This window comes from Streptomyces sp. NPDC107500, assembly GCF_055582785.1.
This window is the reverse complement of sequence record NZ_JBVJPF010000001.1, coordinates 436,503-463,299: the sequence shown is the minus strand read 5'-3', so window position 1 is coordinate 463,299 and position 26,797 is coordinate 436,503. Positions and strand designations below refer to the sequence as shown.

Genomic DNA, 26,797 nt, shown 5'->3' with positions numbered 1-26,797 from the left:
GGGGTGCCCGCCCTTTCCCTTGCCCGGTCCCGCCGGTCAGTCGCAGGTCAGGGTGCGGGACTCGGCGAGGGACGCCGTGATCACGGCGCGTTCGGCGGCGACGGCGCGGCTGCCCGTGATCACGACGTCCGGGGTGTCCCCGTACCGGGGGATGCCGATGAGCGCCTGGTCGCCCGGGGCGAGCCGGGCGGTGGCGTCGCCCAGCACGAAGGTGACCGGTGCGGCGTCCCGCTCCCCCGGTCCGTCCGCCTTGTAGGCGCGGGTGACGTCCAGGGTGATCCGGTGCCGCCCGGTGCCCGGCACGGGTTCGGCGGCCGTCACCGTGCCCTCGGCCACCAGCCGGGCGCAGGCGAGGTAGCGGGGGCTGCCGAAGGCGACGCCGGACGCCGCGGAGCCCGCCCCCTCGTCGCTCGCCACGCCCTTGCCGGCCGCGTCGTCGGAGGAGCCGCTCCCGCCCTGCGCCCCCAGCCAGCCGAGGCCCGCCACGAGCGCGCCCGCGCAGGCCACCGCGAGGGCGCCGAGGGCCGGGGCGAGGAAGCGCCGGCGCGGACGGACGGGGGGCGCCTCCGGGGCTCGCAGCACGGGGGGCGGCCCGCTCAGCGCCGTGCCGATGAGCCTCAGCTGTTCCCGCAGCAGGGCCACGTCGGCTGCCGCGGACCCGTACGCGCGCCGCTCCGCGGGGTCCGCGCCCGGCGGCAGCGCCTCGCCGGTGATGGCCGCCATGAGCGCGTCGTACCCGCCGCCGGTGTCGCCGTCGTGCCCCGCGTGCCCGTCGGGGTGTTCCTCGGCGGCCATCTCACACCACCTCGTCCTCGTGCAGGCGGGCCCGCAGTGCCCGTACCGCCGTGTGCAGCCTGCTCTTGACCGTGCCCTCGGGGATGCCCAGCTCCTCGGCGATGCCGCGCACCGGCAGGTCCGCGAAGAACCGCAGGACGAGGACCTGGCGCTGGGCGTCGGGCAGCTCGTCCAGGCCCTGGGCGACGGCCAGGGAGAGCACGCTGGTGTCCTCCCCCGAGGGATGGTCCGCCTGGCGGAGCGCGGCCAGGCGCTCCCCGAGCCGGTCCTGGCGGCGCCGGGCGCGGTGCCAGTCCATCGCCAGGTTGGAGGCGACGACCGCCGCCCACGCCGACACGTCGCGCGGCGCCTCCCGGCCGCTCGCCGTCCGCTCCAGCAACCGCAGGCGGACCTGCTGCACCCCGTCCGGCAGGTCCGCCTGCGGCACCCCGCCCAGCGCGAGCACCGCCCGCACCCGGCGTTCCTGGGCCGCGTCCAGGGGATCGTCGCGTCCGGCGTCCCCCTGGCCGCGGCGGGCCTTTCTGCGCAGCACTGCCACCCCTCCCCCTGGGACCTGTCCCGGCGTCTCCCCTATGACGCCGCGGCCGCCCGAAACGTTCGCCCGTCCGGCCGGTCTGCGGCGCGAGGCGTACGTCACATCGTCGTGTGGGGTGGGACGGGATGGGCAGGGGCGGACCGAGCCACCGCGTCCCAGGGTGCGGGCACCCGGGGCAAAGGATTGGACAGGCGGGCCGGGCTTCGCCCCATGATGGAAAAGTCTCGGCCGAGCAAAGCGCGCGTGAAGACACGCGTACAAACGGAGAAGGAGTCACCGTGAGGATCGGAATCGTCGGAGCCACCGGCCAGGTGGGCACGGTCATGCGCAGGATCCTCACGGAGCGCGACTTCCCGGTCACCGAGCTGCGCCTGTTCGCCTCCGCGCGCAGCGCCGGCAAGGAGCTGGACGGCGTGACGGTGGAGGACGCGACCACCGCCGACTACTCCGGCCTGGACATCGTGCTCTTCTCCGCGGGCGGCGCCACCTCCAAGGCGCTGGCCGAGAAGGTCGCCTCGCAGGGCCCCGTCGTGATCGACAACTCCTCCGCCTGGCGCCGCGACCCCGAGGTCCCGCTGGTGGTCTCCGAGGTGAACCCGCACGCGATCGCGGACCGCCCCAAGGGCATCATCGCCAACCCGAACTGCACCACGATGGCCGCGATGCCGGTGCTGCGTCCGCTGCACGCGGAGGCGGGCCTCGAAGCCCTCGTCGTCGCCACCTACCAGGCGGTCTCCGGCTCCGGCCTCGCCGGTGTGGACGAGCTGTTCGAGCAGGTCCAGAAGGTCGGCGCGGACGCCCCCAAGCTCACGCACGACGGCTCCGCGGTGGAGTTCCCGAAGCCCGACAAGTACGTGGCGCCGATCGCGTACAACGTGCTGCCGCTGGCCGGCTCGATCGTCGACGACGGCCTGCACGAGACGGACGAGGAGCAGAAGCTCCGCAACGAGTCCCGCAAGATCCTGGAGATCCCGGAGCTGAAGGTCTCCGGCACCTGCGTGCGGGTGCCCGTCTTCAGCGGCCACTCGCTCCAGATCAACGCCCGTTTCGCCCGCCCGCTCAGCGTGGCCCGCGCCAAGGAGCTGCTGGCCGGCGCCCCCGGCGTCGCCCTCACCGAGGTGCCGACCCCGCTGGAGGCGGCCGGGCAGGACCCGTCGTACGTGGGCCGCATCCGCCAGGACGAGACCGTGGAGAACGGCCTCGCCCTCTTCGTCTCCAACGACAACCTGCGCAAGGGCGCGGCCCTGAACGCGGTGCAGATCGCGGAGCTGGTGGCGGCGGAGCTGAAGGGCTAGTGGCCCGGGGCCGGGGCTAACCCCGCCTCACCTCGTAGAGGAAGCAGCCGTACTCGACGTACGTGAAAAGGGTCCCGGACGATCAGTTCCGGGGCCCTTTTCGCGTACGGCTGGACAGCTCCCAGGTTCACGCCCGCCCGGCCCGCCCACCGGAGGGAAATGGACATCGCGTTCCGTGCGGGCCGCGTGGAAGGATGGCGCAACCGACACATAACGAGGAGATGACCGCGTGCCTGGCACAAACCTGACTCGCGAAGAGGCGCGGCAGCGGGCGACGCTGCTGAGCGTTGACTCGTACGAGATCGATCTCGACCTCACCGGCGCGCAGGAGGGCGGCACCTACCGGTCCGTGACCACGGTGCGCTTCGACGTCGCGGAGGGCGGCGGCGAGTCCTTCATCGACCTGGTCGCGCCGGCCGTCCACGAGGTGACGCTGAACGGCGACGCCCTCGACGCCGACGAGGTGTTCCAGGACTCCCGCATCGCGCTGCCGGGCCTGCTGCCGGGGCGCAACATCCTGCGCGTGGCCGCCGACTGCGCGTACACCAACACCGGCGAGGGCCTGCACCGGTTCGTCGACCCGGTGGACGACCAGGCGTACCTGTACACCCAGTTCGAGGTGCCGGACGCGCGCCGGGTCTTCGCGAGCTTCGAGCAGCCCGACCTCAAGGCGACGTTCCAGTTCACCGTGAAGGCGCCCGAGGGCTGGACGGTCATCTCCAACTCGCCGACGCCCGAGCCGAAGGACAGCGTCTGGGTCTTCGAGCCGACCCCGCGCATCTCGTCGTACGTCACGGCCCTGATCGTCGGCCCGTACCACTCGGTGCACAGCGTGTACGAGAAGGACGGCCAGTCGGTGCCGCTCGGCATCTACTGCCGCCCGTCGCTCGCCGAGCACCTCGACTCGGACGCGATCTTCGAGGTGACCCGGCAGGGCTTCGAGTGGTTCCAGGAGAAGTTCGACTACCCGTACCCCTTCAAGAAGTACGACCAGCTCTTCGTGCCGGAGTTCAACGCGGGCGCGATGGAGAACGCGGGCGCGGTGACCATCCGGGACCAGTACGTGTTCCGTTCGAAGGTGACGGACGCGGCGTACGAGGTGCGGGCGGCGACGATCCTGCACGAGCTGGCGCACATGTGGTTCGGCGACCTGGTCACCATGGAGTGGTGGAACGACCTGTGGCTGAACGAGTCGTTCGCCACCTACGCCGAGGCCGCCTGCCAGGCCGACGCGCCCGGCTCCAAGTGGCCGCACTCGTGGACGACGTTCGCCAACCAGATGAAGACCTGGGCGTACCGGCAGGACCAGCTGCCCTCCACGCACCCGATCATGGCGGACATCAGCGACCTGGACGACGTGCTCGTCAACTTCGACGGCATCACGTACGCCAAGGGCGCGAGCGTGCTCAAGCAGCTCGTCGCCTACGTCGGTGAGGACGCGTTCTTCAGCGGCGTGCAGGCGTACTTCAAGCGGCACGCGTTCGGCAACACGCGCCTGTCCGACCTGCTGGGCGCGCTGGAGGAGACCTCCGGGCGCGACCTGAAGACCTGGTCGAAGGCGTGGCTGGAGACGGCCGGCATCAACGTGCTGCGCCCGGAGATCGAGACGGACGCCGAGGGCGTGATCTCCTCCTTCGCGATCCGGCAGGAGGCTCCGGCCCTGCCCGCCGGTGCCAAGGGCGAGCCCACGCTGCGCCCGCACCGCATCGCGGTCGGCGCCTACGACCTCGACGCGGACGGCAAGCTGGTGCGCGGCGAGCGCGTGGAGCTGGACGTGGACGGCGAGCTGACGGACGTGCCGCAGCTGGTGGGCAAGGCCCGCCCGGCGGTGCTGCTCCTGAACGACGACGACCTGTCGTACGCGAAGGTCCGCCTGGACGAGCAGTCCCTGGCCGTCGTCACCGAGCACCTCGGCGACTTCACCGAGTCGCTGCCGCGCGCGCTGTGCTGGGCGTCGGCCTGGGACATGACCCGGGACGCGGAGCTGGCCACCCGGGACTACCTCTCCCTGGTCCTGTCCGGCATCGGCAAGGAGTCCGACATCGGTGTCGTGCAGTCGCTGCACCGCCAGGTGAAGCTGGCCATCGACCAGTACGCCGCCCCGACCGCCCGCGAGGCGCTGCTCACCCGCTGGACCGAGGCCACGCTGGCCCACCTGCGGGCCGCCGAGGCGGGCAGCGACCACCAGCTGGCGTGGGCGCGCGCGTTCGCGGCGACGGCGCGGACGCCGGAGCAGCTCGACCTGCTGGACGCGCTCCTCGACGGTACGCAGACGATCGAGGGCCTGGCCGTCGACACGGAGCTGCGCTGGGCGTTCGTGCAGCGGCTGGCGGCCGTGGGACGGTTCGGCGGCTCGGAGATCGCCTCGGAGTACGAGCGGGACAAGACGGCCGCCGGTGAGCGGCACGCCGCCACCGCGCGTGCCGCCCGGCCCACCGAGCAGGCCAAGGCGGAGGCATGGGAGTCGGTCGTGGAGTCCGACAAGCTGCCGAACGCCGTCCAGGAGGCGGTCATCGCCGGCTTCGTCCAGACCGACCAGCGCGAGCTGCTGGCGTCGTACACGGAGCGGTACTTCGAGGCGCTGAAGGGCGTCTGGGAGTCCAGGTCGCACGAGATGGCCCAGCAGATCGCGGTCGGCCTGTACCCGGCGGTGCAGGTGTCGCAGGAGACCCTGGACCGCACGGACGCGTGGCTGGCCTCCGCCCAGCCGAACGCGGCCCTGCGCCGCCTGGTCTCGGAGTCCCGCTCGGGCATCGAGCGCGCCCTGCTGGCCCAGGCGGCCGACGCGGCGGCGACCACGGAGTAGGTCTTCACGCCGCAGGGGCGTCCGGTCCGCGCGTCGGGCCGGGCGCCCCTGCCGTGTGGTCGGGTGCCCGTGTGCTCGGGTGCCCATGTGCCCGTGTGCTTGGGTGCCCGTGTGCTCGGGTGCTCGGGTACCCGCGTGCCCGGGTGCCCAGGTCGGCCGAACGCGCGGTCCACCCGTCGCCGGGCCCGCCCGAGTCCTCGCGTTCGCCCACCACGCCAGGTGGCGCGCGAGCCGGGCCGCGGGGCCCCCGTGCGGCACGGCTCAGGGGCGGGAGGCCGCCGCCCCGTGGAGAGCCCTGAGTACCGTCGCGACGGCGGGGGCCTCCGACGCTCCCCTGCGCACGGCCGCGACGACGTGGCGGACGGGGCGGTCGGCGTGCAGGTCGCGCATGGAGACGCCGTCGCGCGGGACGGCCGCCATGCGGGGTACCAGGGCCACGCCCATCCCGGCCCCGACCATCGCGAGGATCGCCGTCCAGCCGGCCGCCGTGTGCGCCTGGTGCGGGCGGAAGCCGGCCGCCTCGCAGGCCGCGTGGGTGATGGCGGACCAGGGGCCGCTGCCGCCGAAGATCCACGGCTCGGCGGCGAGGTCGGCCAGGCGGAGCCCCTCCGCGCGGGCCAGCGGGTGGTCGGCGGGCAGGGCCACGTCCAGCGGGTCGGCGAGCAGCGGGACCCGGGTGAAGCGCGGGTCGGTGGCGCTCGGCGCCTGCGCGGCCAGCGACAGGGCGAGGTCCACCTCCCCGGCGGCCAGCAGCTCGTACGCCTCCTGCGCCTCGGCCTCCCGCACCCGCACCGTCACGGCGGGGTGGCTCGCCCGCAGCGCGGAGACGGCCGGTACGACGAGCGCCGGCACGGCGGTGGAGAAGGCGCCGACCCGCACCTCGCCGGCCTCTCCCCGGACATACGCCGACAACTCGGCCTCCGCCCGTTCCAGTTCCTCGAAGACCGCCTCCGCGTGCCGCAGTACGAGGCGGGCCGCGTCCGTCAGCCGGACCCGGCGTCCCTGGGCCCGGAGCAGCTCCACGCCGAGCTGCCGGGAGAGGTTCGTCAGCTGTTGGGACACGGCGGACGGCGTCATGTTCAGCGCCTCGGCCGTCGCGGTCACCGTGCCCCGTTCCCGCAGCGTCCGCAGGATTCGCAGCTTGCGGATGTCCCAGTCGGCCATGGCGGCAACCTATCCGCGTCCGGCCCCCGTCACCGACGCGACCCCGCGCCGAGGACGACGCCGCCGAGGATCAGCGCCATGCAGCCCGCTTGCGCCCAGCCGGTCGGTTCGGCCAGCAGCGCCCAGGAGAGCAGGGCGACGCACACCGGCTGGAGGTAGTAGACGACGCCGGCGCGGGACGGACCGATCAGGGAGATCGCCTTGTTCCAGGCGAAGAAGGCCACCGCCGAGGAGGCGACACCGACGTAGAGGAGGGCGAGGAGGGTGCCCGGCTCCGGGCTGAAGCCGCCCTGCGCTGCGAGGCTGACGCCCTGCGCGGGAAGCAGCATGAGGGTGCCGAGGAGGAACGTGGTGAACAGGAACCCGACCCCGTCCAGACCGGCGGGCCTGCGGCGCAGCAGCGCGCTGTACGACCCGAAGCAGCAGGCCGCGGCGATCATCCACAGGTCGCCCGCCGAGAAGCCCGCCCCGCCTCCGACCAGCAGCAGCACGCCCGCGCAGGCGACGAGCAGCCCCGCCACCCGGCGGGCGCCGAGCCGTACGCCGCCCGCCCGTTCGTAGACCGCCATCAGCACCGGGGACGCCGCCATGATCATGCCCATGTTGGCGGCGGGCGTGGTGACGCCGGCCTGGTTGACGAGGGTGTTGTAGACGGCCACGCCGAGCAGGGAGGCGAGGAGGACGAAGCCGGGATGGCGCCGGACGAGCGCCCGCTGCCGCCATGCCCGCCGGGCGCCGAAGGGGGCCACGACCGCGAGCGCCACCACCCAGCGCCAGAACGCGTGCTGCACGGGCGGGACGCTGTCCCCGAGGGCACGGGAGGCGACGAAGCTGCCGGACCAGACGACGGTGGCGAGCACGGCGAGCCCGATCCCGAGCGCGACGGGGCGGACGGGCGCGGCGGGCGCGGCGAGGGCGTCGGCAGGGGTGGGAGCGGGGGTGGGGGTGGGGACGGGGGTGACGGTCCGGCGGTCGGCTACGGCCACGGAGGTCCTTTCACTGTCGGCGGTGTGGTGGAGCTACCGTCGCAGGCCCGGACCCGTCAGGTCCATCGAATCTTTTCGACCGTTTTTTGAAGGAGAACTGAACGGTACGAGCCCCGTGCCCGTCTTCGCGCGCGGCGCCCGCTGCCCCGCGACCGTCGCCCCGAACGCCAGCGCCATGCCGGCCAGTTGCACCGGCGTCAGCGTCTCGCCCAGCGCCGCCCAGCCGACGACCGCGGCGGTGAGCGGCGAGAGCGGGCCGAGGAAGGTGACCTGGGTGGCGGAGAGCCGGCCGATGCCGCGGAACCAGAGCCAGTACGCCACCGCCGTGTTGGCCAGCGCCAGGTAGAGGTAGCCGCCGACCGCCGCGCCGTCCAGGGCGGGCGGAGCACCCTCGACCAGGAGGGCGACCGGCGCGATGAGCAGCCCGCCCGCGGTCAGCTGCCAGCCGGTGAGCGCGAGCGGGCCGACGCCCTCGGGGCGGCCCCAGCGCTTGGTGAGCACGGTGCCGGTGGACATGGACGCGGCGGACGCCAGGGCGGCCAGCGCGCCGAGCGCGTCCAGCCCGCCGGCCGCCTTCAGCACGACCAGGCTGACGCCGAACGCGGCGACGACGCCGGTGAGCACCGCGCGCGTGGTGGGCCGCTGCCCCAGCAGCAGGGCCGAGAGACCGACGACGAAGAGCGGGCCGACCGAGCCGACGACGGCCGCCATGCCGCCCGGCAGCCGGTAGGCGGAGAGGAACAGCAGCGGAAAGAAGACGCCGATGTTCAGCGCGCCCAGCACCGCCGCCTTCCACCACCAGGCGCCCCGCGGCAGCACCCGGGCGAGCGCGATCAGCAGCAGACCGGCGGGCAGGGCGCGCGCCAGACCGGTGAACAGGGGCCGGTCCGGTGGGAGGAACTCGGTGGTCACGGCGTAGGTGGTGCCCCAGGAGACGGGGGCGAGGGCGGTGAGCGCTATGAGGGTGGTGCGACCGGCGGACAGCATGTGGATAGCTTACTTGTAAGCAAGTTTCCGTCAAGCTACTTTCTTGCGGTCGAGCGGAATCCTGCCGATACTCGTGCCATGACCGAACGCCCCGGGACACCCCCCGAACCCTCCCCCGAGCCGCGCAAGGACCCCGTCGACGCGATCGTCGACCAGTGGGCGGTGGTCCGTCCCGACCTGGACACGGCCGCCATGGAGGTGTTCGGCCGGGTGTTCCGGCTGGCCCGCGCGATGGGCGACCGGATGGAGAAGGCGTACGCCCGCTTCGGGATTTCCCGCGGGGAGTTCGACGCCCTGGCCACCCTGCGCCGCTCCGGCGAGCCCTACACCCTCTCGCCCCGGCAGCTCTCGGCCACGCTGATGCTCACCACCGGCGGCATGACCGGCCGCCTGGACAAGCTCGAACGCGCGGGGCTGCTGCGCCGCTCCCCCGACCCGCACGACCGCCGGGGACTCCAGGTCACGCTCACCGACCGGGGTCTGGAGCTGATCGACGAGGCGGTCGGCGCGGGTCTCGCCGCCCAGACGGAGGCCCTGTCCGCCCTGGACGCGCGGCAGGCCGCCGAGGTGGCCGACCTGCTGCGGGTCCTGCTCGCCGGCACCGAGAAGTAGACCGGGAAGCGGGCGGACCCCTCAGCCCACGTGCGCGGCGACGGCCGACCCGGTCTCCGCCACGCCGGCGTCGTCGGCCGCCCAGGCCACGTGCCCGTCGGGGCGCACCAGCACCGTCGTACGGCGCCCGCTCGTCCAGCACTCCACGGACAGCCGCTCCTTGCGGCCCTCCCCGTCCAGGTACGCCCCCGCACCCTGGGCCGACGCCGGGGCGATCAGCACGAACCGTCCGCCGCGCAGCGCCTCGTAGAGCCGGACTCCGCCCGCGAGGGGCAGGTCCGGGACGCGGGTGCCGGTCAGCCGGTGGGCGCCGCGGGGAGCGGGGTAGCGGTAGCCGATGCCCGTGATCCGGCCGGTGACCCGGCGGCGGGCCGGGCCCAGGTGGCCGAGGACCGTGGTCACCGCGGCCCGGAACGCCAGCGTCCAGGGGCGCCTGGCCATGGCGAGGCGCACGATGCCGCCGCTGCTGCGCAGCACGGACCTGCCGACGGGGTGCCGCTCGCTCTGGTACGTGTCCAGCAGCCCGGGCCGGGCGTGACCGTGCAGCACGGCCGCCAGCTTCCAGCTCAGGTTCGCCGCGTCCTGGAGACCGGTGTTCAGGCCCTGCCCGCCGGCCGGCGTGTGCACGTGCGCCGCGTCGCCCGCGAGGAACACGCGGCCCACCCGGTAGGCGGGTGCCTGGCGTTCGTCACTGTGGAAGCGGGACATCCAGCGGGCGTCGTGCATCCCGAAGTCCCGGCCGAGGGCGAGGCGGGTGGTCTCCTTGACCTCGTCGAACCCGAGCGGCTCGGTGTCGGGGACGTCGCGGCCCCGCTGCCAGCCGATCACGCGGTGGTACCCGTCGCCCAGCGGCGCCAGGAAGGCCAGGGCGTCCCCGTTGGCGTTGACGGTCAGCAGCGTCTCCGGCTCCTCGGCGAGCCGCACGTCGGCGAGAACGGCGGAACGGATGGCCGAACGCCCCGGGAACGGCAGGCCGATCGCCTCCCGCACGGTGCTGCGCATCCCGTCGGTGCCGACGACGTACGCCGCCCGCAGCGTCCCGGGCTCGCCGTCCGGTCCGCGGACCTCGACGGTCACGGTGTCTCCGGCCGGGTCCTGGTGCAGACCGGTCACCCCGGTCTCGTACCGGAACTCCACGCCCGCCTCCACCGCCCGCCGCTCCAGCACCTTCTCGACCTCGTACTGCGGGAGGACGAGGAGGTGCTGGAAGCGGGAGGGGAGGGTGGCGAGGTCGATGGAGAGGCGGCCGAAGACGCGGAGGCTGTCCAGGGGCCGGCCCAGCGCCTCCAGTTCGTCCGCCAGGGCGCGGGCGTCGAACTGCTCCAGGGTGCGGGCGTGCAGGACGAAGGCGCGGGAGAGGTTGCTGATCCGGTGCGGGCGCTTCTCGACGAGGGTGACGGGGATGCCGGCGGTGGCGAGGTCACCGGCGAGGAGCAGGCCGGTGGGGCCCGCTCCGACGACGATCACGGAGGTGCGGGTGCCGTTCATGTGGGCCTCCAAGGCGATGCCAACGTTCGTTTGCCAACGGTTGTTTGCCAACGCTCGTTGTCACCGTAGAACGGCTTGCGGATCGGCGTCAACACTTGTTGGCCTACGCTTGTTGGCATACGCTCGTGGACATGTCCGACGAGAACGACGACCACGGATCGCCCGCCCGCCGCTCCGACTCCACCCGCGCCGCGATCCTGGACGCGGCCCGCGAGCGCTTCGCCGCCGACGGCTACGAGCGGGCGACCATCCGCGCCATCGCCCGGGACGCGCGCATCGATCCGTCGATGGTGATGCGGTACTACGGCAACAAGGAGGGCCTGTTCGCGGCCGCCGTCGCCATCGATCTCGCGCTGCCCGACCTGTCCGAGCTGCCGCGCGAGGAGGTCGGACGGGCCCTGATGGCGCACTTCCTCTCCCGGTGGGAGGAGAACGAGGTCCTCACGGCGCTGCTCCGGGCCGGGACCACCAACCAGGCCGGGGCCGAACGCATGCAGGGCATCTTCCGCGACCAGGTGCTGCCGGTGGCCCTACGGGTCTGCCCGGACCCCGAGCAGGCGCCCGCGCGGGCCGCGCTCGTCGCGACGCAGGTGCTGGGTCTGGCGCTGACGCGCTACATCCTGCGCTTCCCTCCGGCCGTGGCGCTGCACCGCGAGGAGCTTCTGGCGTGGCTGGCGCCCACGCTCCAGCGCTATCTGACCGCGCCGAGTCCCTGAAGAGCCAGTCCCTGAGAGCCGAGCCTCCGGAACACGCGGCCCCGGCCCGTGAGAACGCCGGAGGGCGCCGCCCGGCACATGTGTGCCGGGCGGCGCCCTCGGTGAAGCCGTTGCGGAGAGGTCAGGCCTTCGCGGCGACCTCGGCCTTGGTCTTGGTCCTGCCCTTGCCGCCGGGGGTGATCACCCGGTGTTCCGGCTTGGACCTGTCCAGGGCCATGACCAGACCGGCGATGATCGCGAACAGCGCGAGCGGGGCCAGGACGTAGTAGCCCAGCGTCTCGATGACGCTCAGGCCGGTGCCGGGGTCGTCGCCGTCGTCGCGGGTCAGCGCGAGCGCGGGGGACGACATGAGCAGCATCATCAGCGTCGTACCGGCTGCCAGGGCGCCGGCGCGCAGGGCGTTCTTCTTGTCCACGGTGCCAAGTTAGCGAACGGCCGGACGGACCGCGCGCCCGGGGTGCCCGTACGGGGCCCGCGGGCGCCCGGTTCAGCCGTCCCGGCCGCCGTCGCGTTCCCTCACGACGTCGATCAGGGCGTGCAGGCGGGGTGAGGCAGCCAGGTCCTCCAGGGTCACCGGGCGGCCCTCGGCGTCGGCGACGGGCAGCCGCCAGTTCGGGTACTGGTCCCAGGTGCCGGGGAGGTTCTGCGGGCGGCGGTCGCCGACGGCGTCCGGGAGCCAGATGCCGACCATGCGGGCCGGGGTGCGCAGCAGGAAGCGGTGCACGGCCTGGATCTCCGCCTCCTCGGCGGGGTTTCCGGTGTCGCCGCCGGTGCCGTCCAGCAGCCCGAGCCGGGCCAGGGCCTCCAGCCACTCGGCGGTGTCCGCGGCGGCCTCCGCACGCTCCACCTCCAGCGGGCGGGTGAGCAGGCCGAGACGGTCGCGGAGTTCGACGTGCTCGCCGGTGAGGCGGGCGGCGGTGGACGGCAGGTCGTGGGTGGTGGCGGTGGCCAGGCAGTCGGCGCGCCACTGCTCGGGCGGCAGCGGACGGCCGTCGCCGGTCCAGTCGCGCTCGAACCACAGCACCGAGGTGCCGAGCACCCCGCGTTCACGCAGCGCCTCGCGCACGCCGGGTTCGACGGTGCCCAGGTCCTCGCCGATGACGACGGCGCCGGCCCGGGTGGCCTCCAGGACGAGGACGGCAAGCATGGCCTCGGCGTCGTAGTGGACGTAGGTGCCCTGGGTGGGCGGGTGGCCCTCGGGGACCCACCAGAGCCGGAACAGGCCCATGACGTGGTCGACGCGCAGCGCGCCGGCGTAGCGGAACAGGCCGCGCAGCAGGTCCCGGAAGGGCGCGTACCCGGACTCGGCGAGGCGGTCGGGGCGCCAGGGCGGCAGGCCCCAGTCCTGGCCGAGGGCGTTGAAGGCGTCGGGCGGGGCGCCCACCGACATGCCGCGGGCGAAGTACTCCTGCTGCGCCCAGGAGTCGGCACCGCGCGGGTGCACCCCGACGGCGAGGTCGTGGACGATCCCGACCGGCATCCCGGCCTCGCGGGCGGTGTGCTGGGCGGCGGTGAGCTGGGTGTCGGTGAGCCAGGTGAGCCGGGAGTGGAAGTCGACGCGGTCCATCAGCTCGGTGCGGGCGCGTTCGGTGGCGGCCGAGCGAGGGTCGCGCAGGCCCTCGGGCCAGCGGTGCCAGTCGGGGCCGTGGATCTCGGCGAGCGCGCACCAGGTGGCGTGGTCCTCCAGCGCGGTGCCCTGTGCGGCGAGGTAGTCGCAGTAGGCGGCGCGGCGGCCGGGCCCGAGGGGGACCTCGTGGAGCAGGTCGAGTGCGTCGCGCTTCACCTCCCACACGGCGTCCCGGTCGATCAGGGCATCGTCGTCCAGGACGGCACCGCGCAGCCGTGCCGCCCGTTCCCCGAGCTTCCGGGCGCGCTCGGGGTCGGTGACGTAGGCGTACTCGGGCACGTCCTCGATCCGCAGGTGGACGGGGTCCGGGAAGCGGCGCGAGGAGGGCCGGTACGGGGAGGGGTCGGACGGGGCGCCGGGCACGGCCGCGTGCAGCGGGTTGACCTGGACGAACCCGGCGCCGAGGGCGCGTCCGGCCCAGTCGGCCAGTTCGCGGAGGTCACCGAGGTCGCCCATGCCCCAGGAGCGGCGGGAGAGGAGGGAGTAGAGCTGGACCAGGAGTCCGTGGGAGCGCCCGGCGGGCGCGGGCAGCCGGGCGGGCGCCACGATCAGGTGGGCCCGGGCGGTGCGGCCGTCGGGGGCGGTGGCGGTCAGGCGGTGGACGCCGGGCGGGAGCCGCCCGGCGTCGTCGCGGGTCTCGCCCTGCTCCGTGTCGACGCGTAGCCGGGTGCCCTCGGGCAGTGCGGCGAGGGCGGCCGGCGTGCCGCCGCCGTCCCAGTCGACGACGGTGGGCGGCAGCAGGCGGTCGCGCAGCCCGGTCTCGCGCGCGGCGAGCGCGGCCCGTACGGCCTCGGGGGTGCTCGTGTCCACGCCGAGGGCGGCCAGCGCGAGGGTCACCGCGGTGACCGAGGCCGGGACGGTGCGGTCCGGGGACGGGCGGTAGGCGGTGGCGACGCCGTGCAGGGCGGCGAGCCTGGTCAGATCCTCGGGAAGGTCCTCGGCGGAGGGCTCGGCCGGCCCGGCTGCTGGCATCTGTGACCTCTACGACCTCGTCGGCTCGGGAACGGCGAAGGAGGGGCCGCCCTGCTCCGGCACGTCGGCCGTGAGCTCGGGCGAGGACTCGCTGGTCAGCGGTACGGCGTCGGCGAACGGCGACTCGCTGGTCAGGGGCTCGGCGTCGGGCAGCGGAGGTTCGCTGGTCAGCGGGGTCTCGGCGAAGCTCTGGGCGGCGCCGAAGACGCAGTAGTGCGGGGTCTCGGAGGCGGCGGAGGGCTCGGCCCATGGAGTGGACGGCTCCGCCACGGGTTTGGAAGGGGCCGGGAGCAGGAGGGGTGCAGCCACGGAGATCTCCTTTGGGTCGGGCTGTTGCGAGCACGCTTCTAGCGGGTTACGGCAGCCCCCTACCCAAAAGGTGCGCGGACAGGCACTCCGACACCCGCAACGTGTCCCTGGTCACATCTCACTCCTTCCAAATACCCATGATCCGGGCAAAAGAAATCCTCAACGGAATCCGTCCAGCTATTCACTCAGTACATGTACTTGATGAATACTGATCTTCATGAGCACCCGCCATCTCCTCCTGGGCCTGATCGCCTCGGGGCCGAGCCACGGCTACGACCTCAAACGGCGCCACGACGAACGCTTCCCGCAGGCCCGTCCGCTGGCCTACGGGCAGGTCTACACAACCCTGCAGCGGCTGGTCCGGGACGGCCTGGCGGAGGTCGACGGCACCGCGTCCGACGGCGGCCCGGAGCGCACCGCGTACCGCGCGACCGACGAGGGCGCCCGGGAACTGGCGCGATGGGCGGGCGAGATCGCACCGCCCGCGCCCTTCGTGACGAACGAGATCTTCGCCAAGGTCGTCGTCTCGATCCTCACCGGCGGCGACGCGGGCGCGTACCTGCTGGCCCAGCGCGCCGCCCACATGGGCCGGATGCGGGAGCTCACGGCGCTCAAGACGGCGCCGGGCACCGACCTCGCGACCGTGCTCTCGGCCGACTACGCCCTCAACCACCTCGATGCCGACCTGCGCTGGATGACCACCACCGCGACCCGGCTCACCACCCTGACCACGGAGGTCCGCACCGCATGACGAACGGGGACACGCACGAGGCCACGACGGGACCGCTGCTCGCGGCCCGCGACCTGGTGAAGACGTACGGCAGGACAGAGGCCCTGCGGGGAGTCTCGGTCGACCTGCGGGCCGGCGAGATCCTCGCCGTCACCGGGGCCAGCGGCAGCGGCAAGTCCACGCTGCTGCACTGCCTGGCCGGGATCGTCCGGCCGGACGCGGGCTCGGTGACGTACGCCGGCCGACCGCTGGAGGGGCTGCCGGAGCATCGGCTGAGCGAGCTGCGCCGCACCGACTTCGGGGTGGTCTTCCAGTTCGGGCAGCTGATCCCGGAACTGACGGTGCTGGACAACGTGGCGCTGCCGCTGATGCTGGCCGGCACCGCACGCGCCGAGGCGCGGGCGCGGGCCGGTGAGTGGCTGGAACGGTTCGGGGTGCGCGGGCAGGAGGAGCTGCGCCCGGGGGAGATGAGCGGCGGTCAGGCACAGCGGGCGGCGCTGGCCCGCGCGCTGGTCGGCGGGCCGAAGGCGGTGTTCGCGGACGAACCGACCGGGGCGCTGGACTCGCTGGCGGGCGAGCAGGTGATGACGGCGCTGGCGCGCACGGCCCGGGAGTCGGGCACGGCGGTGCTGCTGGTCACGCACGACGCCCAGGTGGCGGCGTACGCCGACCGCGAGGTCCGGATGCGGGACGGCGCCGTGGCGCTGGGGGTGACGGCATGAGCACATGGGGTGCGGACGTCCGGCTGGCCCGGCAGCTGGTGAGCGGATCGGACCGGCGGGAGTGGTGGCGGGTCGCCCTTACGGCGGCGGGCGCGGCGCTCGCCACCGGATTCGCGCTGGCGGCCGTCACGCTCGCCTCGATCCCGGGCGGTTATGCCGTCTCCGTCCTCCACGGCCTGGTCAACGAGGGCGGCACCCGCTCCGGGGTGATCGCCGGGCTGTTGCTGCTGCTGGTACCGGTGCTGGCCTTTCTCGGCCAGTGCACCCGGATCGGCGCCGTGCACCGGGACCGGCGCCTGGCCGCACTGCGGCTGGCCGGCGCGACACCCTGGCAGGTGCGCCGGATCGCGGCACTGGAGACAGGGCTGACCTGTCTGGCGGGCTCGGCGGTGGCCACCGTCCTCGCGGTCCTGCTCCTGCTGCGTCTGTGGACCGGGCCGACCTCGCTGACCTGGGCGGGCATCGCACTGGTCACCGTCGGCGTACCGGTGTCGGGTGCGGTGGCGGGCGCGGTGGCGCTGCGCAGGGTGGTGGCGTCACCAATGGGGCGGCTGCGCCGGGTGGGGCCGGAATCGGGCCGGAAGCCGGGCCTGGTCTTCCTGGGCGGGCTGATCCTGCTGATCGCGGTGACGACGCTGGCCACGGACGGCTCCGGCGGCGCCGGCAACTGGGTCGGCTGGCGGACTCCGCTGACCGTCTTCCTCCTCGTCGTCGCGCTCGGCGCGGGCGCGGTGTGGCTGGCCGGGGCCACCGCCCGGCTCACCGGCCGGCTGCTGTCTCCCCGGGCCCGGACCGCGGCGCCGCTGCTCGCCGCGGAGCGGATGCGGGACGATCCCTGGGCCCCGGCCCGCACGCACGCCGCCGTCCTGGTGGTGACGGTCGCCGGCACGGCCTTCCTGGGCATCCGGCACGCGATGCTCACCGACCTGCGTGCCAGGGAGGGGCGCCTCGGCGCCGGCCTGGCGTACTACACGACCGGCCTCGACCTGACGGGCGCCGCGCTCCTCGTCGCCCTCGCGATCACGCTCACCGGCCTCGCCGTGGGCACCGCCGAGTCGCTGGCCAATCGACGCCGGACGCTGGCCGCGCAGGTCGCGGCGGGGGTGCCGCGTACGGTCCTGAACCGGGCCCTGCTGATGGAAACCGCCCTTCCACTCGCCCCCGCTCTGCTCCTGGCCTGCGCCGGGGGTCTGTCGGTCGGCGCCTGGTACTCGTCCCTGCACGGCGACGGCTCGCTCCCGTGGACGGCCCTGCTGGTCGCACCGGCGGTGTACGCCGCCTGCCTCCTCGCGGCGGGGACGGCCCTGCCCCTGCTGGGGCGCTCGGTGCGGCCGGGGGAGCTGCGGTACGTGTGACGGCCGTTCAGCAGGAGGGTGCAACCGATCCGGATGCCCCGCCCGCCAGGCCGGATCTCCCCTACCCTGATCATGTGGACCCCCGCACAACCGGAGGAGCCCTGTGACCGTGACCGCTGACAGGCCCCAGATGCTCGTCACCGAGTTCGAGGAACTCGCCCGCCATGCCGACCGGAGCATAGAAGGCGCGCGGCTCGAGTTCATCAACGGACATCTTGGGGGGAAGGCCGTGCCGGACGGCGATCACGGACGTGTCATTCAGTGGCTCACGCGCATCTGCATGCAGCACAGGCCCGACCTGTGGCTGGACCCGGTGCAAGGGCTCGTGGTCGAGACGTACCGCGGCGGGCGCGCCCGTCCCGACGGCTCACTGGCCCCGGCGGAGGCGTTCGTCGGCCAAGGCGAATGGGCCGACCCCACCCCCGTCCTCATGGTCGTAGAAGTCACCTCGTACGACTCCGACACCGACCGGCGCGACCGCGCCGAGAAGCCCCGGGCGTACGCCGAGACCGGTATCCCGGTGTACCTCCTGATCGACCAGGACACCTGCGAGGTCAAGGTGCACAGCCGGCCGGACGGCGGACGTTACGAGACCGTGCAGACCCTGCCCTTCGGCAAGGAGGTCGCGCTCCCCGAACCGGTCGGGATCACCCTGGAGACCGGGCCGCTGAAGAACTGGGTGCGCTGAGCGGCCCCGCACCGGCGTACGCGAAAGCCCGGACCGTCAGGCGGAAATGCCGTCGATCCGGGCCATGGCGTCCTCCGCGCCGTACGGCTGCAAGTAGGGCAGCCAGCGCGGGTCCCTATGGCCCGTGCCGATGATGCGCCAGGCCAGACCGGTGGGCGGGGCGGGTTTGTGGTGCAGGCGCCAGCCGATCTCGCCGAGGTGGCGGTCGGCCTTGACGTGGTTGCAGCGGCGGCAGGAGGCCACCACGTTGTCCCAGGCGTGCAGCCCTCCGCGGCTGCGCGGGATGACGTGGTCGACGCTGGTGGCGACGGCGCCGCAGTACATGCAGCGGCCTCCGTCGCGGGCGAAGAGGGCACGGCGGGTGAGCGGAACGGGGCCCCGGTAGGGCACCCGCACGAACCGCTTGAGCCGGACCACGCTGGGTGCGGGCACGGTGACGGTCGCGCTGTGCAGGTAGGCGCCGGACTCCTCGAGGCATACGGCCTTGTTCTCGAGGACGAGGACGAGCGCGCGGCGGAGCGGTACGACGCCGAGCGGCTCGTACGACGCGTTGAGGACCAGGACATGCGGCACGGGTGCCTCCTTGGGCGTCGGCGGCGCGTGGCTCGCGCCGGGACGATCTGGTTCAGTCTCCCCTCATGGCTGGTCGTAGCGCCACCATGTCCCGGTAACGGGCTGGGAGTGTTTTCGACCACACGGGGCGCGGCGCCGGGGGCGTGACCAGTCCGAGCGCGGGTGAGGACCGTCTCTCCCGCCCATTTCGGGCCGTTCCGCGCCCGGTGCCCCGTTAGTGTGGTGCATCTGCCCGTCCGGTGACCTTTCCGTGACCTTGGACCGGACCTCGAAGGACGGGCCGCCGCACTTGGAGGTAAGCCGTCGTGTCCCTGTCCGCCGCCGTCCGCACGGCCGCCGGTCCGTCGCCGTCCCCGACGCCCTCGGGGTCGACGACACCGCCCGTGCCCTCGCTCCGGGACGCCCAGGAACACGCGACGAACGCCGCGGGCTGGGTCGAGGAGAACTGGTCGACGTGGCTGGCGATCGGGCTGCGGGTGCTGCTGATCCTGGTGATCGCGGCGGTGCTGCGCGCGGTGGTGCGGCGGGCGATCACCAAGCTGATAGAGCGGATGAACCGCAGGACCGGAACGGGCGGCAGCACCGCGCTGAGCAGTCTGCTGGTCAACGCCGAGCGGCGCCGGCAGCGTTCGGAGGCCATCGGGTCCGTGATGCGCTCGGTGGCCAGTTTCCTCATCCTCGGCACCGCCGCGCTGATGATCCTCGGCACCTTCCAGATCAACCTGGCCCCGCTGCTGGCGTCCGCCGGTGTCGCGGGCGTGGCGATCGGTTTCGGCGCCCGCAACCTGGTCACCGACTTCCTGTCCGGCGTCTTCATGATCCTGGAGGACCAGTACGGCGTCGGCGACAGCATCGACGCGGGTGTGGCCTCCGGCGAGGTCATAGAGGTCGGGCTGCGGGTGACCAAGCTGCGCGGCGTCGACGGCGAGATCTGGTACGTCCGCAACGGCGAGGTCAAGCGGATCGGCAACCTCTCCCAGGGCTGGTCCACGGCCGGCGTGGACGTGACCGTCCGCTCCGACGAGAACCTGGACAAGGTCAAGGAGACCCTCGACGCGGTCGGCGAGCGGATGAGCAAGGAGGAGCCCTGGAACGAGATGCTCTGGGGCCCGATCGAGGTCCTCGGCCTGGACTCCGTACTGCTCGACTCCATGGTCGTGCGGGTCTCCGCGAAGACCATGCCCGGCAAGTCCCTCACCGTCGAGCGTGAGCTGCGCTGGCGGATCAAGCGGTCCTTCGACGAGGCCGGTATCGCGATCGTCGGCGGGGCCACGTTCCCGGTGGACGGTGTCCCGGCCGTCGCCGACCCGGCGGCCGGGGTCGCGGCGCCGTCGGCCTACTCGAACACCGCGTCGCCGCAGTCGGTCGCCGCGTCGCCCATAACGCCGCCGAGCACCACGAAGTAGCCGCGGCACCCACCCGCCCCTTCCGCACCGCCCCCGAGGTAACGACTGCGTTGCCCCGGGGGCGGTCTCTTGACGCCCCCTCCCGGGCGGGCCTACGTTTCTCAGCCAACAGGAAACTTTCCTAACAGTCACCTTCGGTGGGACGAGCAGTGGACTTACCCGTCCCCCACTGAAAGGCTGAGCGGCCGAGAGGCAGGTGTGGACACGCATGGCAGGAACCGCCGGCACGCCGGGCACCCCGCGCGTCCTGCGCGCCATGAACGACCGGGCCGCCCTGGACCTCCTGCTGGAGCACGGGCCGCTCTCCCGGACCCGGATCGGCAAGCTGACCGGCCTGTCCAAGCCGACCGCCTCCCAGCTGCTGGCCCGCCTGGAGGCCGCGGGCCTGGTCCTGGCCGGCGGCACCACCGAGGGCCGCCCGGGCCCCGGCGCCCAGCTCTACGAGGTCAACCCGGCCGCCGCGTACGCCGCCGGCCTCGACGTCACCCCGGACCGCGCCCTGGCCGCGGTCGCCGACGTCACCGGGCGCACCGTCGGCCGCTTCGAACTGCCGACCCCGGGCCGGCGGCCCGTCGCCCCGGTCGTCCAGCAGGTCACCGACGCCCTCGACGGCGCGGTGAAGGCCGCCGGGCTCGCCCGGGCCGACGTGCACCGCCTCGTCATCGGCACCCCGGGCGCCTTCGACCCGGGCACCGGGCGGCTGCGCTACGCCTCCCACCTGCCGGGCTGGCACTCCCCCACCCTCCTGGACGAACTCGCCGCCGCGCTGCCGATGCCGGTCGAGTACGAGAACGACGTGAACCTCGCGGCCGTGGCCGAGCAGCGCCTCGGCGCGGCCCGGGGGCACGAGGACTTCGTGCTCCTGTGGAACCAGGAGGGCCTGGGCGCCGCCCTGGTCCTCGGCGGCCGGCTGCACCGCGGCTGGACCGGCGGCGCGGGCGAGGTCGGGTTCCTGCCGGTGCCGGGCGCGCCGCTGGTCCGCAAGGTCAGCCGGACCGGCAGCGGCGGCTTCCAGGAACTCGCCGGCTCCCAGGCCCTGCCGGGGCTCGCCCGGGAGCTGGGCCTCACCGGCCTTCCCCCGGGGCCGTACTACGAGGCCGCCGCCGCCCTCGTCGCCCGTGCCGCCGAGGCCGACGACGAACCGCACCGCCGGCTGCTCCAGACCTACGCCACCCGCCTGGCCACCGGCCTCGCCTCCCTCGTCTCGGTGCTCGACCCCGAGCTGGTCGTCCTGAGCGGCACCTCGCTCGCCGCCGGCGGCGAGACGCTGCGCGACCTGGTCCAGGACGAGCTGGAGGAGCTGGCCGCCTCCCGGCCCCGGCTCGTCGTCGGTGAGGTGACCGACCACCCCGTACTGCGCGGCGCGCTGGAGAGCGCCCTCGCGACCACCCGCGACGAGGTCTTCGACACCTCGCGCTGAGCCACCCGCACGGCACCACCACCTCCGCACGGCACCACCCACCCCGCACCACCACCCCCGTCCCGCCACGCCCTGCCCCAGGGAGCCTCGCCATGCCCGGAATATCCAGAAAGGCCGCCCTCGCGGTCGCCGCCTCCGCCTCCCTCGCCCTGCTCGCCACCGCCTGTACCGGCCAGGCCGACTCCGGCGCCTCCGACGACCCGAACGCCAGGACCACCCTCACCTTCTGGCACGGCTGGAGCGCGCCCGCCGAGGTGAAGGCCGTCCAGGCCAACGTCGACCGCTTCGAGAAGGCCCACCCCAACATCAAGGTGAAGGTCGTCGGCAACATCAACGACGACAAGCTCAACCAGGCGCTGCGCGCGGGGGGTTCGAGCGGGCCCGACGTGGTGTCCTCGTTCACCACCTCCAACATCGGCAAGTTCTGCTCGTCGGGCGCCTTCGCCGACCTGAAGCCCTTCATCGAGAAGTCGAAGCTCGACCTGGACGCGCTCATCCCGAAGCCGATGCTGGACTACACGCAGTTCGAGGGCGTGCGCTGCGCCCTGCCGCTGCTCGGCGACGCCTACGGCCTCTACTACGACAAGGACGCCTTCGCGGCGGCCGGCATCAAGGCCCCGCCCAAGACCTGGTCCGAGTTCGCCGAGGTGGCGAAGAAGCTGACCAAGCCGAAGGGCGACGGCTACGAGCAGCTCGGCTTCATGCCGAACTACCACGGCTACGAGACCGTCGTCGACCACTACATGTCCCAGTGGGACCACGCCTACTTCGACCAGGACGGCAAGTCGAGCGTCGCCGAGGACCCGGCCTTCGCGGAGATGTTCACGTACCAGAAGAAGCTCGTCGACGACCTCGGCGGCTTCGCCAGGCTGGAGAAGTACCGCAACACCTTCGGCGACGAGTGGGGCGCCAAGCACCCGTTCCACACCGGCCAGGTGGCGATGCAGCTCGACGGCGAGTGGCGGCTCGGCATGGCCAAGGACGCCGGGGTGGACTTCGAGATCGGCACCGCGCCGATGCCCGTCGCCGACGACGAGGTGGACGAGTACGGCAAGGGGTTCCTGTCCGGCACCGTCATGGGCATCGCGCCGCAGAGCGAGAAGAAGAACGCCGCGTGGGAGCTGGTGAAGTACATGACGACCGACACCGGGGCCGTCGTCGCCTTCGCCAACGCCATCCGCAACGTGCCCTCCACGTTCCCGGCCCTGAAGTCCCCGGACCTCAAGACCGACCCCGCGTTCAAGACCTTCCTGGAGATCGCCCAGCACCCCGAGTCGAACTCCCCGCCGGCCTCCGTCAACGGCTCCACGTACCAGCTGACGCTCCAGGACTTCGGGTACCAGTACGAGTCGGGCAAGGTGAAGGATCTGAAGGCCGGGCTGGAGAAGACCGCCGAGCAGATCGACCGCGACATCGAGCAGACGAAGTAGCGGACATGACCACGTCCATGACCGCGAACACCCTCCGCGCGAAGCGCCGTTCCTCGGCGCTGCGCACGCTGGCCTTCATGTCACCGTGGCTCGTCGGGTTCGGCGTCTTCTTCGCCTATCCCCTGGCGTCCACCGTGTACTTCTCGCTGATGAGGTACGACGGCTTCGGGGTCCCGGAGTTCCGGGGCCTGGACAACTGGGTCTACGTCTTCCAGGACTACCCCCTGTTCTGGCCGGCCCTGCGCAACACCCTCTGGCTGGTCGTGGTGATGGTGACCTGCCGGGTCGCGTTCGGGCTCGGGATCGGGCTGCTCATCACGAAGATCAGGACGGGGGCCGGGGCCTTCCGCACCCTCTTCTACCTCCCCTACCTCGCCCCGCCGGTCGCCGCGACGCTGGCCTTCGTCTTCCTCCTCAACCCCGGCACCGGACCGGTCAACTCCGTCCTGGAGGGCCTGGGCGTCCCCGCGCCCGGCTGGTTCACGGACGCGGCCTGGTCCAAGCCGGCGCTGACCGCGCTCGCGCTGTGGGGCGTGGGCGACCTCATGGTCATCTTCATGGCCGCGCTGCTCGACGTACCGAAGGAGCAGTACGAGGCGGCGGAGCTGGACGGGGCGTCGGCGTGGCAGCGGTTCCGGTTCGTGACGCTGCCGAACATCTCGCCGATCGTGCTGTTCGCGGTGGTCACCGGCGTGATCCAGACGATGCAGTACTACACGCAGCCGCTGGTCGCGGGGAAGGTCGCCTCGGGGATCATCGGCGGCTCCGGCCAGTCCTTCGAGCCGGGCTACCCGGACAAGTCGACCCTCACGCTCCCCCAGCTCGTCTACAACCTCGGCTTCCAGCGCTTCGACTACGGCTCCGCGTGCGTGGTCGCCCTCGTGCTGTTCGCGCTGGCCATGGCGTGCACGGCGCTGCTGATGCGCCGCCGGGGCGGACTGATCCAGGCAGGTGACCGATGACCCAGGTACTGGACCGGCCCGTGGCGGCCGGCACGACACCACCCACCGAACGGCGTGCCGCCCGCCGGCGCGTGCTGCTGGAGTGGATCGGCGTCCACGCCCTGGGCGTCGCCGCCGCGCTGTTCTTCACCCTGCCGTTCGTCTTCGTGGTGCTCACCTCGCTGATGAGCGACCAGCAGGCCCTCACCCGGGACCTGTGGCCGCACACCTGGGAGTGGGGCAACTACCGCACGGTCCTGGACACGCCCGGCTTCCTCACCTGGTGGCGGAACACGCTGCTCTACGCCGGTCTGGGCACGGTCCTGACCGTCGTCTCCTCGGTGCCCGTGGCCTACGCGCTGGCCAAGTTCCGCTTCCGGGGGCGGCATCTGTCCCTGATGCTGGTGATCTCGATGATGATGCTGCCCCCGCAGGTGATCATCATCCCGATGTACCTGTTCTGGGCGAAGCAGCTGGACCTGTCCGGCACCCTCTGGCCGCTGATCGTCCCGATGGCGTTCGGCGACGCGTTCTCCATCTTCCTGCTGCGCCAGTTCCTGCTGACCATCCCGGACGAGTACCTGGACGCGGCCAGGGTCGACGGCTGCGGGGAGCTGCGCACCCTGCTGAGGGTCGTCCTGCCGATGGCGAAGCCGGGCATCGCGGCGGTGGCCCTCTTCCAGTTCTTCTACGCCTGGAACGACTACTTCGGCCCGCAGATCTACGCCTCCGAGAACCCCGGCGCCTGGACCCTCTCCTACGGCCTGGAGTCCTTCAAGGGCGCCCACCACACCGACTGGAACCTCACCATGGCCGCGACCGTGCTGGTCATGGCCCCCGTGATCCTCGTGTTCTTCTTCGCGCAGAAGGCGTTCGTCGAGGGCGTCACACTGACCGGAGTAAAGGGTTGATGACTGCATGAAACTCACCGTGGTCGGCGGCGGTTCGACCTACACGCCCGAACTGATCGACGGCTTCGCCCGGTTGCGGGACACCCTGCCGGTCGAAGAGCTGGTCCTCGTCGACCCGGCGGCGGACCGGCTGGAGCTGGTGGGCGGCCTCGCCCGCCGCATCCTCGCCCGGCAGGGCCACGACGGCCGGGTCGTCACCACCTCCGACCTGGACGCGGCCGTGGAGGGCGCCGACGCCGTACTGCTCCAGTTGCGCGTCGGCGGCCAGGCGGCCCGCGAGCAGGACGAGACCTGGCCGCTGGAGTGCGGCTGCGTCGGCCAGGAGACGACCGGCGCGGGCGGCCTGGCCAAGGCGCTGCGCACGGTGCCGGTGGTGCTGGACATCGCCGAGCGGGTCCGGCGGGCCAACCCGGACGCCTGGATCATCGACTTCACCAACCCGGTCGGCATCGTGACCCGGGCCCTGCTCCAGGCGGGGCACCGGGCGGTCGGCCTGTGCAACGTGGCGATCGGGCTCCAGCGCAAGTTCGCCGCGCTGCTCGGCGTGACGCCCGCCGACGTCCACCTCGACCACGTGGGCCTCAACCACCTCACCTGGGAGACCGGCGTCCGGCTCGGCGGCCCCGAGGGCGAGGACGTCCTGCCCCGGCTGCTCGCCGAGCACGGGGACGCGGTCGCCGCCGACCTGCGCCTGCCCCGCCCCCTCCTTGACCGCCTCGGCGTCGTCCCCTCCTACTACCTGCGCTACTACTACGCGCACGACGAGGTCGTCGACGAACTGCGCACCAAGCCCTCGCGGGCCGCAGAGGTGGCGGAGATGGAGCGGCAACTGCTGGAGATGTACGGCGATCCGGCCCTGGACGAGAAGCCCGCCCTGCTCGCCAAGCGCGGCGGCGCCTACTACTCGGAGGCCGCCGTCGACCTGGCCGCCGCCCTGCTCGGCGGCGCCGGCTCCCCGTACCAGGTGGTCAACACCTACAACCGGGGCACGCTGCCCTTCCTGCCCGACGACGCCGTGATCGAGGTGCCGGCCGCGGTGGGCGCCAAGGGTGCCGCCCCGCTGCCGGTGGCGGCCGTGCACCCGCTGTACGCGGGCCTGATGGCGAACGTGACCGCGTACGAGGATCTCGCCCTGGACGCCGCTCTGCGCGGCGGCCGGGACCGGGTCTTCCGGGCGCTGCTCGCCCACCCCCTCGTAGGCCAGTACGGGTACGCCGAGCGGCTCACCGACCGGCTGATCGCACACAACCGGGAGCACCTGGCGTGGGCCTGACCGCGAGCGTCCTCGCCGTCGACGCGGGCAACAGCAAGACCGACGTGGCCGTGGTGACGGCGGACGGGGAGGTGCTGGCCACGGCCCGCGGCGGCCCCTTCCGGCCGCCCGCGGTGGGCGTCGAACGGGCCGTGGACACCCTGGCGGAGGCGGTGGCGCGGGCCTTCGCGGCGGCCGGCGTCGGCTCCGTCGAGCACGTGTCGGCGTGCCTGGCCAACGCCGACCTGCCCGTGGAGGAGGAGCAACTGGCCGCCGCGCTGCACGCGCGCGCGTGGGGGGCGCGTGTCGACGTGCGCAACGACACCTTCGCGATCCTGCGGGCGGGTGTCGACGAGCCGCTCGGCGTCGCCGTCGTCTGCGGGGCCGGCGTCAACTGCGTCGGCATGCGACCCGACGGGCGCACCGCCCGCTTCCCGGCCATCGGGCGCCTGTCCGGCGACTGGGGCGGCGGCTGGGGGCTGGCCGAGGAGGCGCTGTGGCACGCGGCACGCGCGGAGGACGGCCGGGGCGGACCCACGGAACTGGCCCGGACCCTGCCGGCGCACTTCGGGCTCGACTCGATGTACGCCCTCATCGAGGCCCTGCACCTGCGGCACGTCGAGCCGGCCCGGCGCCACGAGCTGACGCCCGTGCTGTTCGCCACGGCGGCGGCGGGCGACCCGCTCGCCCGGTCGGTCGTGGACCGGCAGGCCGACGAGGTGGTGGCGATGGCGACGGTCGCGCTGACCCGTCTGGACCTGCTCTCCGAACCGGCACCGGTCCTGCTCGGCGGCAGCGTCCTGGCGGCCCGCCATCCGCAACTCGACGACCGGATACGGGAGCTGCTGGCGGCCCGCGCCCCCAAGGCCGTCCCCACGGTGGTGACCGCGCGGCCGGTGCTGGGCGCGGCGCTGCTGGGTCTGGACCGGGTGGGCGCTGCGGCCGGGGCCCGTGCGCGGGTGCGGGAGCGGTTCGCGGCCTGACACCGCGCAGGACGGACGGCGGGACCGGCTCGGGGAACCGAACCGGTTCCGCCGGCGTGTTCATGGGCAGGGGTTGGTGCGTCGCACCCTGATC

The 26,797-nt window shown here is 73.3% G+C and carries 25 protein-coding genes; 15 read left to right on the top strand and 10 right to left on the bottom strand.

From position 1 onward, the window contains the following. Positions 1 to 36: 36 nt before the first annotated feature. Complete coding sequence (locus ACZ67M_RS02065; RefSeq protein WP_469849219.1) at positions 37 to 795, bottom strand: serine/threonine-protein kinase; 759 nt, start codon at positions 793 to 795, stop codon at positions 37 to 39. Position 796: 1 nt separating this feature from the next. Next, a complete protein-coding gene (locus ACZ67M_RS02060) occupies positions 797 to 1,333 on the bottom strand; it encodes a sigma-70 family RNA polymerase sigma factor (RefSeq protein ID WP_125495873.1) in 537 nt (178 codons plus the stop codon). Between the two features lie 275 nt (positions 1,334 to 1,608). Here ACZ67M_RS02060 and ACZ67M_RS02055 point away from each other — a divergent pair, with 275 nt between their 5' ends. Next, positions 1,609 to 2,625: an aspartate-semialdehyde dehydrogenase gene (locus tag ACZ67M_RS02055; protein WP_361354633.1), complete on the top strand. Its 1,017-nt coding sequence runs from the start codon at positions 1,609 to 1,611 to the stop codon at positions 2,623 to 2,625. Positions 2,626 to 2,854: 229 nt separating this feature from the next. Then, entirely contained in the window at positions 2,855 to 5,431 is a 2,577-nt protein-coding gene (pepN, locus tag ACZ67M_RS02050) for an aminopeptidase N (protein WP_469849217.1), read from the top strand. Positions 5,432 to 5,692: 261 nt separating this feature from the next. Here pepN and ACZ67M_RS02045 read toward each other — a convergent pair whose 3' ends face one another. Genes ACZ67M_RS02045 through ACZ67M_RS02035 form a run of 3 tightly spaced genes read right to left on the bottom strand, consistent with a single transcriptional unit; the run spans position 5,693 to position 8,568 of the window. After that, positions 5,693 to 6,595, bottom strand: coding sequence for a LysR family transcriptional regulator (locus ACZ67M_RS02045; protein ID WP_469849215.1), 903 nt, complete (start codon positions 6,593 to 6,595; stop codon positions 5,693 to 5,695). 29 nt (positions 6,596 to 6,624) lie between these two features. Beyond that, positions 6,625 to 7,581 (bottom strand): DMT family transporter, encoded by a 957-nt coding sequence (locus ACZ67M_RS02040; protein ID WP_469849213.1) that lies wholly within the window; start codon positions 7,579 to 7,581, stop codon positions 6,625 to 6,627. A gap of 33 nt (positions 7,582 to 7,614) precedes the next feature. Then, entirely contained in the window at positions 7,615 to 8,568 is a 954-nt protein-coding gene (locus ACZ67M_RS02035) for an EamA family transporter (protein ID WP_385800436.1), read from the bottom strand. A gap of 78 nt (positions 8,569 to 8,646) precedes the next feature. Here ACZ67M_RS02035 and ACZ67M_RS02030 point away from each other — a divergent pair, with 78 nt between their 5' ends. Beyond that, entirely contained in the window at positions 8,647 to 9,180 is a 534-nt protein-coding gene (locus tag ACZ67M_RS02030) for a MarR family winged helix-turn-helix transcriptional regulator (RefSeq protein ID WP_392008443.1), read from the top strand. Positions 9,181 to 9,201: 21 nt separating this feature from the next. Here the strand turns inward: ACZ67M_RS02030 and ACZ67M_RS02025 are convergent, their stop codons facing one another. Then, complete coding sequence (locus tag ACZ67M_RS02025) at positions 9,202 to 10,668, bottom strand: FAD-dependent monooxygenase (RefSeq protein ID WP_469849212.1); 1,467 nt, start codon at positions 10,666 to 10,668, stop codon at positions 9,202 to 9,204. Positions 10,669 to 10,799: 131 nt separating this feature from the next. Here ACZ67M_RS02025 and ACZ67M_RS02020 point away from each other — a divergent pair, with 131 nt between their 5' ends. Beyond that, complete coding sequence (locus tag ACZ67M_RS02020) at positions 10,800 to 11,384, top strand: TetR/AcrR family transcriptional regulator (protein WP_385800431.1); 585 nt, start codon at positions 10,800 to 10,802, stop codon at positions 11,382 to 11,384. A gap of 121 nt (positions 11,385 to 11,505) precedes the next feature. Here ACZ67M_RS02020 and ACZ67M_RS02015 read toward each other — a convergent pair whose 3' ends face one another. From ACZ67M_RS02015 to ACZ67M_RS02005, 3 genes are all read right to left on the bottom strand, one after another. Continuing rightward, a complete protein-coding gene (locus tag ACZ67M_RS02015) occupies positions 11,506 to 11,799 on the bottom strand; it encodes a hypothetical protein (protein ID WP_361354613.1) in 294 nt (97 codons plus the stop codon). Between the two features lie 72 nt (positions 11,800 to 11,871). Beyond that, positions 11,872 to 13,983 (bottom strand): 4-alpha-glucanotransferase, encoded by a 2,112-nt coding sequence (gene malQ, locus ACZ67M_RS02010; protein ID WP_469849210.1) that lies wholly within the window; start codon positions 13,981 to 13,983, stop codon positions 11,872 to 11,874. Positions 13,984 to 13,992: 9 nt separating this feature from the next. Then, the gene (locus ACZ67M_RS02005; RefSeq protein WP_361355509.1) at positions 13,993 to 14,298 is read right to left on the bottom strand and encodes a hypothetical protein; all 306 of its coding nucleotides are present in this window, start codon (positions 14,296 to 14,298) and stop codon (positions 13,993 to 13,995) included. A 211-nt stretch (positions 14,299 to 14,509) separates the two neighbouring features. Between ACZ67M_RS02005 and ACZ67M_RS02000 the strand changes: the two genes are divergently transcribed. The 4 genes from ACZ67M_RS02000 to ACZ67M_RS01985 all read left to right on the top strand — a co-directional run bounded on the left by ACZ67M_RS02000 (position 14,510) and on the right by ACZ67M_RS01985 (position 17,787). Further along, positions 14,510 to 15,043 (top strand): PadR family transcriptional regulator, encoded by a 534-nt coding sequence (locus ACZ67M_RS02000; RefSeq protein ID WP_361354607.1) that lies wholly within the window; start codon positions 14,510 to 14,512, stop codon positions 15,041 to 15,043. Continuing rightward, a complete protein-coding gene (locus ACZ67M_RS01995) occupies positions 15,040 to 15,744 on the top strand; it encodes an ABC transporter ATP-binding protein (RefSeq protein WP_392008435.1) in 705 nt (234 codons plus the stop codon). The genes ACZ67M_RS02000 and ACZ67M_RS01995 overlap by 4 nt, the downstream gene beginning before the upstream one ends. Next, the gene (locus ACZ67M_RS01990) at positions 15,741 to 17,099 is read left to right on the top strand and encodes an FtsX-like permease family protein (protein WP_469849208.1); all 1,359 of its coding nucleotides are present in this window, start codon (positions 15,741 to 15,743) and stop codon (positions 17,097 to 17,099) included. Before ACZ67M_RS01995 ends, ACZ67M_RS01990 begins: the two co-directional genes overlap by 4 nt. 103 nt (positions 17,100 to 17,202) lie before the next feature. Continuing rightward, the gene (locus ACZ67M_RS01985) at positions 17,203 to 17,787 is read left to right on the top strand and encodes a Uma2 family endonuclease (protein ID WP_469849207.1); all 585 of its coding nucleotides are present in this window, start codon (positions 17,203 to 17,205) and stop codon (positions 17,785 to 17,787) included. 36 nt (positions 17,788 to 17,823) lie between these two features. Here ACZ67M_RS01985 and ACZ67M_RS01980 read toward each other — a convergent pair whose 3' ends face one another. Continuing rightward, complete coding sequence (locus tag ACZ67M_RS01980; RefSeq protein ID WP_125495453.1) at positions 17,824 to 18,360, bottom strand: HNH endonuclease; 537 nt, start codon at positions 18,358 to 18,360, stop codon at positions 17,824 to 17,826. Between the two features lie 305 nt (positions 18,361 to 18,665). On the opposite strand from ACZ67M_RS01980, the gene ACZ67M_RS01975 reads away from it, so the two are divergent. The 7 genes from ACZ67M_RS01975 (at position 18,666) to ACZ67M_RS01945 (ending at position 26,703) form a co-directional block, all read left to right on the top strand. Then, positions 18,666 to 19,766 carry a mechanosensitive ion channel family protein gene (locus ACZ67M_RS01975; protein ID WP_361354596.1) on the top strand — a complete coding sequence of 367 codons (1,101 nt, stop codon included), beginning with the start codon at positions 18,666 to 18,668 and terminating at the stop codon, positions 19,764 to 19,766. A 208-nt stretch (positions 19,767 to 19,974) separates the two neighbouring features. Continuing rightward, positions 19,975 to 21,186, top strand: coding sequence for an ROK family transcriptional regulator (locus ACZ67M_RS01970; RefSeq protein ID WP_469849205.1), 1,212 nt, complete (start codon positions 19,975 to 19,977; stop codon positions 21,184 to 21,186). Positions 21,187 to 21,278: 92 nt separating this feature from the next. Continuing rightward, the gene (locus ACZ67M_RS01965) at positions 21,279 to 22,616 is read left to right on the top strand and encodes an ABC transporter substrate-binding protein (protein ID WP_392235208.1); all 1,338 of its coding nucleotides are present in this window, start codon (positions 21,279 to 21,281) and stop codon (positions 22,614 to 22,616) included. A 17-nt stretch (positions 22,617 to 22,633) separates the two neighbouring features. After that, positions 22,634 to 23,578, top strand: coding sequence for a carbohydrate ABC transporter permease (locus ACZ67M_RS01960; RefSeq protein WP_469849727.1), 945 nt, complete (start codon positions 22,634 to 22,636; stop codon positions 23,576 to 23,578). Continuing rightward, complete coding sequence (locus ACZ67M_RS01955) at positions 23,575 to 24,468, top strand: carbohydrate ABC transporter permease (RefSeq protein ID WP_392008423.1); 894 nt, start codon at positions 23,575 to 23,577, stop codon at positions 24,466 to 24,468. Before ACZ67M_RS01960 ends, ACZ67M_RS01955 begins: the two co-directional genes overlap by 4 nt. Before the next feature lie 7 nt (positions 24,469 to 24,475). Next, positions 24,476 to 25,741: a 6-phospho-beta-glucosidase gene (locus ACZ67M_RS01950; protein WP_469849202.1), complete on the top strand. Its 1,266-nt coding sequence runs from the start codon at positions 24,476 to 24,478 to the stop codon at positions 25,739 to 25,741. After that, positions 25,732 to 26,703: an N-acetylglucosamine kinase gene (locus tag ACZ67M_RS01945; RefSeq protein ID WP_382803215.1), complete on the top strand. Its 972-nt coding sequence runs from the start codon at positions 25,732 to 25,734 to the stop codon at positions 26,701 to 26,703. Before ACZ67M_RS01950 ends, ACZ67M_RS01945 begins: the two co-directional genes overlap by 10 nt. Positions 26,704 to 26,797 lie beyond the last annotated feature (94 nt).

What these genes read in the sequence shown, in the direction of transcription:
- ACZ67M_RS02065 (WP_469849219.1), bottom strand. Translation starts at nt 795, where the DNA reads ATGGCCGCCGAGGAACACCCCGACGGGCACGCGGGGCACGACGGCGAC.
- ACZ67M_RS02045 (WP_469849215.1), bottom strand. Translation starts at nt 6,595, where the DNA reads ATGGCCGACTGGGACATCCGCAAGCTGCGAATCCTGCGGACGCTGCGG.
- ACZ67M_RS02035 (WP_385800436.1), bottom strand. Translation starts at nt 8,568, where the DNA reads ATGCTGTCCGCCGGTCGCACCACCCTCATAGCGCTCACCGCCCTCGCC.
- ACZ67M_RS02030 (WP_392008443.1), top strand. Translation starts at nt 8,647, where the DNA reads ATGACCGAACGCCCCGGGACACCCCCCGAACCCTCCCCCGAGCCGCGC.
- ACZ67M_RS02025 (WP_469849212.1), bottom strand. Translation starts at nt 10,668, where the DNA reads ATGAACGGCACCCGCACCTCCGTGATCGTCGTCGGAGCGGGCCCCACC.
- ACZ67M_RS02020 (WP_385800431.1), top strand. Translation starts at nt 10,800, where the DNA reads ATGTCCGACGAGAACGACGACCACGGATCGCCCGCCCGCCGCTCCGAC.
- malQ (WP_469849210.1), bottom strand. Translation starts at nt 13,983, where the DNA reads ATGCCAGCAGCCGGGCCGGCCGAGCCCTCCGCCGAGGACCTTCCCGAG.
- ACZ67M_RS02000 (WP_361354607.1), top strand. Translation starts at nt 14,510, where the DNA reads ATGAGCACCCGCCATCTCCTCCTGGGCCTGATCGCCTCGGGGCCGAGC.
- ACZ67M_RS01995 (WP_392008435.1), top strand. Translation starts at nt 15,040, where the DNA reads ATGACGAACGGGGACACGCACGAGGCCACGACGGGACCGCTGCTCGCG.
- ACZ67M_RS01990 (WP_469849208.1), top strand. Translation starts at nt 15,741, where the DNA reads ATGAGCACATGGGGTGCGGACGTCCGGCTGGCCCGGCAGCTGGTGAGC.
- ACZ67M_RS01970 (WP_469849205.1), top strand. Translation starts at nt 19,975, where the DNA reads ATGGCAGGAACCGCCGGCACGCCGGGCACCCCGCGCGTCCTGCGCGCC.
- ACZ67M_RS01965 (WP_392235208.1), top strand. Translation starts at nt 21,279, where the DNA reads ATGCCCGGAATATCCAGAAAGGCCGCCCTCGCGGTCGCCGCCTCCGCC.
- ACZ67M_RS01960 (WP_469849727.1), top strand. Translation starts at nt 22,634, where the DNA reads ATGACCGCGAACACCCTCCGCGCGAAGCGCCGTTCCTCGGCGCTGCGC.
- ACZ67M_RS01955 (WP_392008423.1), top strand. Translation starts at nt 23,575, where the DNA reads ATGACCCAGGTACTGGACCGGCCCGTGGCGGCCGGCACGACACCACCC.
- ACZ67M_RS01950 (WP_469849202.1), top strand. Translation starts at nt 24,476, where the DNA reads ATGAAACTCACCGTGGTCGGCGGCGGTTCGACCTACACGCCCGAACTG.